This is a genomic window from Streptomyces sp. RP5T, assembly GCF_003933965.1.
Lineage (GTDB): Bacteria > Actinomycetota > Actinomycetes > Streptomycetales > Streptomycetaceae > Streptomyces.
Genome location: NZ_RSAJ01000288.1, coordinates 1 through 10,512 on the forward strand (window position 1 = coordinate 1; position 10,512 = coordinate 10,512).

The following is a 10,512-nucleotide window of genomic DNA, read 5'->3' on the forward strand; positions in this document are numbered from 1 at the left end:
GCTTCAGCGTGCTCAGCTACAACGTGGCCGGCCTGCCCGAGGCCATCTCCAGCGCGCCCACGCCCCGCGAGTCGAGCACCACGGCGATCGGCCAGCGCATCGCGCCGTACGACATCGTCCACGTGGAGGAGGACTTCAACTACCACGCCTACCTCTACGCGGCCGACACGAACCACGCCTACCGCACCCCCACGAGCGGCGGCGCCGGCATCGGCAGCGGCCTGAACACGCTGTCCAAGATCCCCTACGACACGGACGACTTCGAGCGGGTGCGCTGGAACTCCTGCCAGATCGACTCGGGCGACTGCCTGACCCCCAAGGGCTTCACCTTCATGCGCGAACGCCTCGCCGAGGGGGTGTACGTCGACTTCTACAACGTGCACACCAACGCGGGCACAAACGACGGTGATCTCGCCTCACGCGCGGACAACCTCAACCAGCTCACCGCGTTCATCAAGACCCACTCCGCCGGCAACGCCGTCGTGGTCATGGGCGACACCAACACCCGTTACACCCGCTCCGGCGACACCATCGCCGAGTTCGCCGCCGCCAACGGCCTCACCGACCCCTGGGTCCAGCTCATCCGCGGCGGCACCCCGCCCGCCAAGGGCAGCGACGCCCTGGTCTGCGACCAGAGCGGCGCCACCGTCCCCAACACCTGCGAGGTCGTCGACAAGGTCCTCTACCGCAGCAGCCCGCTCGTCTCCCTCAACGCCACCTCGTACAACAACGAGCACGCCAAGTTCCTCACCAGCGACAACCTGATGCTCTCGGACCACGACCCGATCACCGTCGGCTTCACCTGGTCGCGCAACTCCGCCTACCAGCTCAGCGACCAGTTCGGCGGTCCGCACGGCGACTACTTCAACGACATCACCGGCGTCCCCGCCGGCGCCCGCGCGACCACCGTCGGACTGCGCAGCGGCTCCCGCGTCGACCAGATGAGCCTCACCCTGGCGAACGGCACGACCCTCGCCCACGGCGGGACGGGCGGCACCGCGTCCTCCCTGACCCTGGGCAGCGGGGAGTACGTGACCACGGCCCAGCTCTGCCAGGGCGAGTACAACGGCCACACGCGGATCTTCTACGCCAAGTTCACCACCAGCCTCGGCCGCACCCTCGCCGGCGGCACCACCACCTCCGACTGCGTGACCCGCACCGCCCCGTCCGGCCGGCAGATCGCAGGGTTCCACGGACGCTCGGGTGACGCCGTCGACAAGATCGGTTTCATCTACACCCAGCGCTGACCCGCCCGCCCGGGGCGCCCCCCAGACGCCCCGGGCACACAGGAAGCACAAAAGAGTGGCGGGGCGATTGACGCGCTCATGCCCAGGGCCTACCTTCTGATCGATTTGCCGAACTGCGTTCGAAATCCCGGTCACTTGAGGTGCCCCCGCACGCCACCCTGGAGAGCAAGATGAGCGCAAACCCCCACCTGTCCCGCCGCGGCCTGCTGGGCATGACGGCCGCCGTGCCGCTCGCCCTGACGCTCGGCGCGGGCAGCGCGCAGGCCGCCGACTCGGCGTACGCGATGGTGTACTTCACCGAGTCGACCAACCTCGGCGACGGCACCGACTACGGCCTCCACCTGGCCGTGAGCCCCGACGGGCTCAACTGGACGCCGCTGAACCAGAACAACCCGCTGGTCACCCCCACCGCCGGCGCCCTCGGTCTGCGCGACCCGTTCCTCATCCGCAAGCAGGACGGCACCTTCGCCGTCCTCGCCACCGACCTCAAGGGCACCGACTGGAACTACAACAGCCAGTACATCCACGTCTGGGACTCCACCGACCTGCGCACCCTCACCGGCTACCGGCGTCTGAAGCTGCACGACATGACGACCCACAGCTGGGCACCCGAGGCCTTCTGGGACGCGGGCCGCGGCCAGTACGCCGTCATCTACTCCTCGGTCAACTCCAGCGGCCACAACGTCATCATGGTCAACTACACCAGCGACTTCGTCACCGCCTCGGCCCCGCAGGTCTTCTTCGACCCCGGCTACGACGTCATCGACGGCGACATGGCCGTCGGCGTGAACGGCTACAACTACCTCTACTTCAAGAAGAACGGGACCCTGGTGGGCGCCAGGTCCACCTCCCTGAACCCGGGCAGCTTCACCGAGTTCAGCACCGCCGTCGCCCACGGCGGCACCGAGGCACCGACACTCGTCAGGTCCCTCGCCTCGGGCACCTGGTACCTGTGGGGCGACACCTACACGCCCAACGGCGTCTTCTACGCCTGGCAGTCCGGCAACCTCGCCGCCGGCACCTGGACCGCCGTGGACCAGAGGACCTACACCCAGCCGGTCAACTCCAAGCACTGCGGCATCGCGACGATCACCACCGCCGAGTACAACAACCTGCTCGCCAAGTGGGGGGCGCCCGCCTGGAACCGGCTTAAGTCCTACAACTACCCGGCCCGTTACATCCGCCACTCCGACTACGTCGGCCGCATCGACGAGTACCCGATCGAGCCGTACAAGGACTCCCTGTGGACCCTCGTCCCGGGTCTCGCCGACAGTTCCGGCGTGTCCTTCCGGTCCGTCAACTATCCCGACCGCTACCTGCGGCACTACGACTACGCGCTCCGGCTCGACGTCAACGACGGCACGTCGACCTTCGCCGGTGACGCGACCTTCTACCGCACGGCGGGCCTCGCGGACGCGAGTTGGGCCTCCTTCCGCTCGTACAACAACCCGACCCGCTACATCCGCCACTCCAACTACGCGCTGCGCATCGACCCGGTCTCCACGACGACGGAGAAGCAGGACGCCACGTTCCGAGTCGGATACTGATGCAACCGAAAAGCCCCCTTGGCGCCCCGCGTTGTATACGCTCCAGGTCTTCACGAGACCTTCACAGGGGGGCTTTTCCATGCGCAGAGGACACATAGCCGCCGTCGCGGCCGCGGGTGCGCTCACGGTACTGACCGCGATTCCGGCCCACGCGGCCGAGTATTCGTCCGCACTCAAGATCAAGGGCGTCCAGTACGACGCCCCGGGCCGGGACTCCAACAGCTGCTCGACCGGCAACACCGACGAGGAGTACCTGACGATCAAGAACTACTCACGGACCGCGACGGTGAACCTCAAGGGGTACGTCGTCAGGGACTCCACCAGCACCAACAAGTTCACGTTCACGAAGAACCACACGCTCCAGCCCGGCGACTACGTGAAGCTGCGCGGCGGCCGCGGCACGGACTCCGACGCGAACAACGTCGTCTACCGCAACAACTGCAACTTCCTCTGGAACAACGACAAGGACACGATCTACCTCTACAAGCCCTCGGGCGCGCACGCCGACACCCACGCGTACACCGCGAGCACCAACGACCGGGACGGCAACGGGTACATCACGTACCACGGCTGAGCAGGCCGCGTCCGCTCACGACGGCCAGCGCGGCGGTCAGGGCGACCAGGGCCGCCGCCTGGGTCAGGACACCCACGCGCAGCACCCCGGGCAGAACGTCGAGCCACGGGTAGACCGCGGCGACGCGGACCACCAGGAGCAGCAGCCCCAGGGCCGCGAGGGCGGCGGCCTCCCCGGCGGGGACGTGCCGGTCGCCCCGCAGGCGGTACAGCAGCCAGGCCAGGGCCGCCGCCAGGTAGCACGTGACGAGGGCCCAGACGGTGTCGACCCCGCCGGGCAGGACCACCACCGAGCCGCCCATCAGCACACAGCAGGCGGCGAAGACCAGACCGGGCGCGCCCGCGGGCAGAACCGCCGGGGGCGCGTCCCGGTGATGGGCCGCGCACAGCGCCAGCGCCGACGACCAGGCGAGCACCGCGGCCGCGACGACGTACGCGGAGTCCGAGGGGGCGAAGTCGAGGGCCCAGAGGTCGACCAGCGGCAGCAGGGTCGGGACGGCCGCGACGAGCGCGCACACCTGGGCGAGGCGGCGCCGGTCACGCAGCAGGGCGAAGTAGGCGACCGTCCACAGCAGCGGCAGGAACCACTGGGCGATCCCCTCGGCACCGGACCACACCCCGTGGCCGGTGAGGCCGTCCGTGAACATCTCCCACTGGCTCCCGCCACGGGTGGACGCCCAGGTCAGCCCGAGGACCCGGTCGACCAGAGCGGACGCGGCCTGGAGCAGGACGGCGAAGAGCGCGAAGAGCCGGACGGCCGAGCCGAGCACGGCGTACCGGCGGGGGGCGGCGGGTGCGCCGAGCCTGCTGCGCACGGCCAGGGCGAGGATGCTCGCGACCTCCCCGAGGGTGGGCCGGCTCTGCTCCTGGGTGTCCTGGTCGACGTCCCAGAGGTAGGTCTCGACCATCTCCTCCTCGCGCTCGCGCCGGTAGTAGGCGGGCAGCAGGCGCAGGACGGCGCGGTAACGGGTTTCGAGCAGCGTCGTCATGCCATACCTCCGGCGAGTCCGGGCCCGGCGGCGGGCGCGTCGGTGATTCCGGGGCTGCGACGCCCCTCGGCGATCCGCTTCTTCGCGGCGCTCGCGCCGGCGGCCAGCCGCTCCGCCTCCGCGTCCAGGGCCGCCGTCCCCTCGTCGGTGAGGCGGTAGTAGCGCCGGAGCCTGCCCTGCTGCACCTCCTCGCGGTCCAGCACTATCAGCGCGTCGGCGGCGAGCCGGTCCAGTACGCCGTAGAGGGTCCCGACGCGCATCTGCACGGCTCCCTCGGAGAGTTCCTCGACCTCGCGCAGGATGCCGTAGCCGTGCCGCGGCTGGTCGGCGAGGGCGGTCAGTACGAAGAACGCCGCCTGTGTCATGTTCCTCGGTGCCATGAACACGAATATATCGGCTCCCGATATATTCAGCGAGCCGAAACGCACGATCGGGTGGGCACGGCGAACAGGGCCCGCCCCAATGCGGATGGCGGGCGGGCCCTGTTCGAGAGGTCATTCTGGTGCGCCGGATCGAGAACCGGGCACGAGTGAAAGCCGGCTGCTCTGTGCGAAACGTGTGCGCCCCGTGTGCGCGGGGCAGGTCACGAAGAGCGTCCCGTGTCGGCGGGCGCCGCACGCCGGACGTGTCCGCCTGCCGGACCCCGCCTGTCCGCACGTGCCGGCGGCGACGATACTTGGCCCTGGCACGCACCACTCCTTCTCACAGATGGACCCATGTCAAGCACTCCCACGGCAGACCCCACGGCCCCTTCCACCGTCTGGCTGGCCCGCGGCCGCCATCTCGGATCCGACGCCGCCGACGTCCTGAGCCGGAACCTGGAGCGGCTGAAGGAGAGCGCGACCCTCGACGACTTCCAGGAGCCGTCCGAGACCGGGGACACCCCGGAGCGGATCTTCGAGGCCCGCTGGCGGGTCGCCGACGAGGTGACCGTCAGGGCCCGGCTCTCGCTGTCCCCCGTGTCGAGCGGCGGACAGGAGTGGTTGCTGGCGGCCGAGGCGGAGCAGCCGTGGGATCTACGCTGGCCCTCGCCCGCGACCATGTTCTGGCCGGACGCCGGGGACGCCTTCTGGGACCGTGACGCCCCGACGGGGCTGCGGCTCAGGGACCTGAACGTGCTGCCCGAGGAGGACAAGGACGTACGGCGGGTGCTCCGGCAGGCCGTGCGCGGCAGCTGGGCGGTGCACGTCGTCGTCCACGAGGCCATGACCACCGACCAGCGCGGCCGCCGCCCGCTGGCGGACATGCTGCCGCCGAGCCTGCGTCACCGGGCGGTCGAGCACCGGGCGCAGCCGCACCAGCTGCGGGTCCTGAACTGGGCCGTCAAGGAGTTCGGCGTGGAGGTGCCGCGCGGCGGTGCCGTGGTACTGCCCGGGACGCCGGTGCCGCCCGGCTACGACGCTCAGGACTTCTCCGTACGCAGTGTGTTCCTCGACGGCTCGCAGCCCACCGAGCTGATCGCGGCCGTGACGCGGTACGCCGCGATGCCCAAGCCGCTGCCCGAGGGCGGGGAGGCCGCGGTGACCGCACTGCGGGAGCAGTGGCAGTTGCTGACCCTGGAGGAGGAACTCGAACGCGAGCGCGCTCTCGTGGCGATGTACGCCGAGGCGCTGGAGGCCATGACGAAGTCCCGGGACCTGTACCGGGAGGCCGCCGAGCGGGCCAACGAGGCGCTGGCGATCTACCGCGAGAACGCCCCGGCGCCGCAGCCCCGCGCGGACCCGGAGGCCACCTCGCCCTTGCAGCAGCTGTCGAAGACGTTCGGGCGCTGGAAGGGCGGTCTGCGGCCCGCGGCCCGCGACGAGGACTCGGACCGGCAGATCAGCTGAAGAGCGGGAAGCGGTCCGCGTCCGCGCCGAGGGCGAGGCGTTCGGCGTCCGTCAGCGGGGTGCGCCCGGTGGCGGCACGGGGGTAGTGCTCGTCGCTCCCGTCGAGCGGGACGGGCCGGCCCAGGAGGCCGCCCAGGGTGGCCCGCACCGTGGCCAGGCCCGCCGGGGACGGTCCGGCGGCCCCCGGCAGCGCGGTGACGAGGTCGAGGTGGTGGACGGTCGCCTCGACGGCGAGGGTGAGCACCAGGTTCCCGGCCGTCAGCACCTGCCCCTGGGTGGAGACCCGCAGCTCCGGGCGGGCGTCCGCGGCGGCGTTCGCGGTGGCCGCGGCGGTCTCCAGGTACACCTCGCGCAGCTGCCGGAAGTCGAGGAACATGCCGGCGCTCACCCGGTTCCAGCGCGGCGCCGAGTGGGACGGCGGCCGGCTGACGGTGCGCACCTCCGCCCAGGGCTCCTCGGTCGTACGCGCCGTCCTGGCCGGCCTGTTCGGCCTCCCGGAGGACCATGTCACCGTCCGCGCGGAGCACGTCGGCGGCGGCTTCGGGTCCAAGGGCACGCCCCGTCCGGACGTGGTGCTCGCCGCCATGGCGGCCCGGCACACCGGACGCCCGGTCACCCTGGCGCTCCCCCGCCGCTTCCTGCCCTCCGTCGTCGGACACCGCGCGCCCACCCTGCACCGCCGATCGCCGCCGACGCGCTCGGCGTGCCGGTGGACCGGGTGCGCACCGAGGTGGGCAGCAGCGAACTGCCCGCCGCGTCGCTGGCCGGCGGCTCGTCGGGCACCGCGTCCTGGGGCTGGGCGGTGCACGAGGCGTGCGCCCGGCTCGCGGAACGTCTGGCCCAAGGCCCGCCGCCCGCGGCCGGGTTCGAGGTCCGCGCCGACACGGCCGGGCGGGCCGACGCCGACAGCCCCTACGCCCGGCACGCCTTCGGCGCCCACTTCGCCGAGGTCGCCGTCGACACGATCACCGGCGAGACCCGGGTCCGCCGGCTGCTGGGGGTGTACGCGGCCGGGCACATCCTCAACGCCCGTACCGCGCGCTCCCAGTTCGTCGGCGGCATGACCATGGGGCTCGGCATGGCACTGACCGAGGGCAGCATGATGGACGCCGCTTTCGGCGACTTCACCGAATCCGATCTGGCCGCGTACCACGTGCCCACGCACGCCGACGTGCCCGACATCGAGGCGCACTGGATCGACGAGGACGACACCCGCCTCAACCCCATGGGCAGCAAGGGCATCGGCGAGATCGGCATCGTGGGCACCGCGGCGGCGATCGGCAACGCCGTCTTCCACGCCACCGGCGTACGCCTGCGCGAACTGCCCCTGACACCGGACCGGGTACTGAGCGGCCTCCGGGGAGGCGGCGTCGGCTAGGTAGCCACCCGCGCGTCGGCTAGGGAGCCACCCGCGCCTCGGCCTCCTCGCGGACGGCGTCCGTGGTCTGCGGCCCCGCCGGGGCGGGTTCCGGCGTCGGTGCCGACGCGAGATGCACCACGAGGGCGGTCAGCGCCGCCAGCGACGCGCACACGGCGGCCGTCCCCACGAGCCAGTGCGGTGCGGGCGAAAGCTCCAGGGCGCGGACGAGCCCGGCCGGGCCGAACCGCTCGGCGAGCGCCTGGCCCGCGGCCACCGCGGCCGGCACGACCACCGCGAGGGCCAGGACCGGCAGGACGGGCCGCAGGGTCAGCAGGGCGAGCAGGACGCACGCGAGCGACACCCCGAGCGCGATGCCGTACTCCTGCGCGGACACTCCGTACCGGTGTGCCGGGAAGCACAGGACACCGCAGACCAGCAGTGCCAGGGCGGCGATCCTGCCCGGCCAGGCAGGTGCCCTCCGGGTCCGTCCCGACGCGGGCGGGTGCGGCGGCGGGGCCGGGAACACGCCCGGCGTCTGCGGTGCCGGTGCCGGCCGCCCCTGGGTGTTGTACGACTCGTGGGCCCCGCCCGGCGGTTGCGGCGGCTCTTCCGTCGCCAGCCGTCCGATGAGCTCGACGAGTTCCTCGACGGGCCTGCCGGTGGCGGCCGCCCGAACCGCCTCCTGTCCGCAGTGCGGCCGCAGTTCCGAGCGGTTCAGCAGGGCCACCAGGCGGGTCACGTCCTCGACGGGGCGGGACTCGGCGGCGGCCCGGATCGCCTCGTCGGCGCTGTCCGCGTCCCGCGGCGGCCGGGTGAGCAGGGAGACGAGCCGGGTGACGTCCTCCACGGACCGGTCCACGCCGACGGCACGGAGGGCCGCGACGGTGGCCTGCGCGTACTCGGGCGACTGTTCCAGCAGGGTGATCAGGTGGACGACGTCCTCCAGGGGGCGGTCGGCCACGGCGGCACGCACCAGGTCGCCGACGGGATCCCCGTACGCCCTCTCCACCGGTATGGCTGCTTCGTTCGGACGGGCTGCTGTCGGGCCGGTGGTCATGCTGTGCTCCAGACAAAGAGTGCGGTCGCTCCCACGCGCCCCCGTCGTGCGACCGCGACATTGAGATGACCCATTCGTAAGCGGGGACACGACGGCGTGCCACTCGGATGAGCCACGGGTGTGAGTGCGGCCCGCCGGGAGCCATAGGGGAGCCGGATGCGGGAATCCGTCAGGGAGCGGGCCGTTCGGCGCCCGGAGGAGGAGGTCGGCCCGTGGATTCGACCACAGCACTGATCGTCGCCGCCGCGGTGCTCGCGGCGCTGGCTCTGGCGGTGGCCGTGGGGCTGCTGGTACGGCTCGTGCGGACCCGGCGCGGTCTGCGGCGGGCGGGACTTCCCACCGGGCCCCGGTGGGTCTTCTGGGGTGCCCTGTTGTACTTCGTCCTGCCGACCGACCTGGTGCCGGATCCGGTGTACCTCGATGACATCGGTGTCCTGCTGCTCGCCCTGCGCACCCTGCGCGGCTCCCCCGCCGACCGGGCGGCACTGCGACTCGACGGGCCCGGAAAGGAGACGGCCCGCCGACGCTGATTACGCAGCGTAAGGAAACCAATCACTCGTTCGATTCGTATAAGTCTCTGGAAGCCGAAGGAAATCGGCTGACCTGACGGCGTCGTGGGGAGAGGCCGTCTGCGAGAGGCAGTACCGGCGAGGGAGAGACGATGCAACCGTTCGCGCTCAACTACGCACGTCCGGCAGCGACGTTGGAGGCGACCACTCCGTACGTCTACGACTCCGGGCTGCAGTTGAACGTGCTCATGGACGGCCGGGTCGCGGCCCGCGACCACGCGCTGATGAGGGAGCTGGGGACCACCACGAGCACGGCGGGCTCCAAGACTCACTTCGACGACTGAACACGGCCGACGTTCGATGACCGTGTTGATTCTTACCTGCGAAGAGGACGTGACGGCCGACATGGTCGTCCTGCACCTCAACGCCACGGGGGTACCGGTGGTCAGGCTCGACCCGGCCGACCTGACCGACGGTGTCGCACTGTCCGGGGAGTACGTGCACGGTTCCTTCCGCGGCCATCTGTCGGTCGGCGGCCGTCTGGTGGGCCTCTCCGGGCTGCGCTCGATCTGGGTCCGCCGGCCCGGCACCCCCGCGGCGCGGGCGGCAGTGCCCTCCGCGTGGCTGAGCGAGGAGTCCGCCCAGGCGCTGTACGGCATGCTCCGGGGCAGTGACGCCCGGTGGATGAACCACCCCGACGCGGCGCTGCGGGCCCGCCACAAGCCGTGGCAGCTGCGGCTCGCCCAGCGCTGCGGTCTGCCCGTCCCGGCCACGATCGTGACGACGTTCCCGCAGGCCGCCCGCGAGTTCGCCGAGCGCTACCCGGACCTGGTGGTCAAGCCGGTGTCGGGGGCGCACCCGCAGGATCCGCCTCGGGCGGTGCCGACCAGCCGGGTCGCGCCGGACGCCGATTTCGCGGCCGTCGCGTTCGGTCCGACGCTGCTGCAGCGGCGGGTGGCCAAACGGGCCGACATACGCCTGACCGTGGTGGGCGAGACGATGCTGGCCGCCCGCAAGGTCTCCGGCGCCGACGACGAGGTGGACGTCAGGTTCGCCCCGCCCACCTCCTCCTGGGAGCCCGTCGAGGTCCCACGACGGGTGGCCGCGGGCGTCCGCGACTATCTCACGGCGGCCGAACTGGCCTACGGGGCGTTCGACTTCGCCGAGGACGGGGACGGGACCTGGTGGTTCCTGGAGTGCAACCAGTCGGGGCAGTTCGGTTTCGTGGAGGTGGAGACGGGCCAGCCGATCGCGCGCACCATCGCCGAATGGCTGTCCCGGCCCGGTCCGGACCCGCGCTCCCGCACCGACGGCGCGAACACCGCGGTGTCCTGAGGTCTGTTCAGTGGATCAGTAGGGCCGAGGAGCGGCCGGCGGCAGGGCGGGCACCCATCCCTGGCC

11 protein-coding genes and 1 pseudogene are annotated in these 10,512 nt (G+C 71.7%); 8 read left to right on the forward strand and 4 right to left on the reverse strand.

Annotated features, from left to right (window positions below; translation table 11 throughout):
* The 3 genes from EHS43_RS26310 to EHS43_RS26320 form a co-directional block, all read left to right on the forward strand.
* The coding region (locus tag EHS43_RS26310) for a jacalin-like lectin (protein WP_125193237.1) at positions 1–1,247 on the forward strand (1,247 nt) is incomplete at its 5' end.
* 170 nt (positions 1,248–1,417) lie between these two features.
* The gene (locus tag EHS43_RS26315; RefSeq protein ID WP_125193238.1) at positions 1,418–2,794 is read left to right on the forward strand and encodes a glycoside hydrolase family 43 protein; all 1,377 of its coding nucleotides are present in this window, start codon (positions 1,418–1,420) and stop codon (positions 2,792–2,794) included.
* 79 nt (positions 2,795–2,873) lie between these two features.
* The gene (locus EHS43_RS26320) at positions 2,874–3,368 is read left to right on the forward strand and encodes a lamin tail domain-containing protein (RefSeq protein ID WP_125193239.1); all 495 of its coding nucleotides are present in this window, start codon (positions 2,874–2,876) and stop codon (positions 3,366–3,368) included.
* Here the strand turns inward: EHS43_RS26320 and EHS43_RS26325 are convergent.
* Positions 3,352–4,356, reverse strand: a complete 1,005-nt coding sequence (locus tag EHS43_RS26325; protein ID WP_125193240.1) for a hypothetical protein — start codon at positions 4,354–4,356, stop codon at positions 3,352–3,354. The two genes, EHS43_RS26320 and EHS43_RS26325, sit on opposite strands and share 17 nt — an antisense overlap.
* The gene (locus EHS43_RS26330) at positions 4,353–4,721 is read right to left on the reverse strand and encodes a PadR family transcriptional regulator (RefSeq protein WP_125193244.1); all 369 of its coding nucleotides are present in this window, start codon (positions 4,719–4,721) and stop codon (positions 4,353–4,355) included. Before EHS43_RS26330 ends, EHS43_RS26325 begins: the two co-directional genes overlap by 4 nt.
* Positions 4,722–5,072: 351 nt before the next feature.
* On the opposite strand from EHS43_RS26330, the gene EHS43_RS26335 reads away from it, so the two are divergent.
* A complete protein-coding gene (locus EHS43_RS26335) occupies positions 5,073–6,185 on the forward strand; it encodes a hypothetical protein (RefSeq protein WP_125193241.1) in 1,113 nt (370 codons plus the stop codon).
* Here EHS43_RS26335 and EHS43_RS26340 read toward each other — a convergent pair.
* Complete coding sequence (locus tag EHS43_RS26340; protein ID WP_260470723.1) at positions 6,178–6,624, reverse strand: hypothetical protein; 447 nt, start codon at positions 6,622–6,624, stop codon at positions 6,178–6,180. The genes EHS43_RS26335 and EHS43_RS26340 overlap by 8 nt on opposite strands.
* Here EHS43_RS26340 and EHS43_RS26345 point away from each other — a divergent pair.
* A pseudogene (locus EHS43_RS26345) lies at positions 6,590–7,563 on the forward strand (xanthine dehydrogenase family protein molybdopterin-binding subunit); the annotation flags it as partial. The gene EHS43_RS26340 and the pseudogene EHS43_RS26345 overlap by 35 nt on opposite strands.
* A 19-nt stretch (positions 7,564–7,582) precedes the next feature.
* Here EHS43_RS26345 and EHS43_RS26350 read toward each other — a convergent pair.
* Complete coding sequence (locus EHS43_RS26350) at positions 7,583–8,602, reverse strand: hypothetical protein (protein ID WP_185806417.1); 1,020 nt, start codon at positions 8,600–8,602, stop codon at positions 7,583–7,585.
* Positions 8,603–8,814: 212 nt separating this feature from the next.
* Between EHS43_RS26350 and EHS43_RS26355 the strand changes: the two genes are divergently transcribed.
* The 3 genes from EHS43_RS26355 to tgmB all read left to right on the forward strand — a co-directional run bounded on the left by EHS43_RS26355 (position 8,815) and on the right by tgmB (position 10,446).
* Complete coding sequence (locus EHS43_RS26355; protein ID WP_125193242.1) at positions 8,815–9,132, forward strand: YkvA family protein; 318 nt, start codon at positions 8,815–8,817, stop codon at positions 9,130–9,132.
* Between the two features lie 131 nt (positions 9,133–9,263).
* Positions 9,264–9,455, forward strand: a complete 192-nt coding sequence (gene tgmA, locus EHS43_RS26360; protein WP_031037338.1) for a putative ATP-grasp-modified RiPP — start codon at positions 9,264–9,266, stop codon at positions 9,453–9,455.
* A 16-nt stretch (positions 9,456–9,471) separates the two neighbouring features.
* The gene (tgmB, locus tag EHS43_RS26365) at positions 9,472–10,446 is read left to right on the forward strand and encodes an ATP-grasp ribosomal peptide maturase (protein ID WP_125193243.1); all 975 of its coding nucleotides are present in this window, start codon (positions 9,472–9,474) and stop codon (positions 10,444–10,446) included.
* Positions 10,447–10,512: the final 66 nt, after the last annotated feature.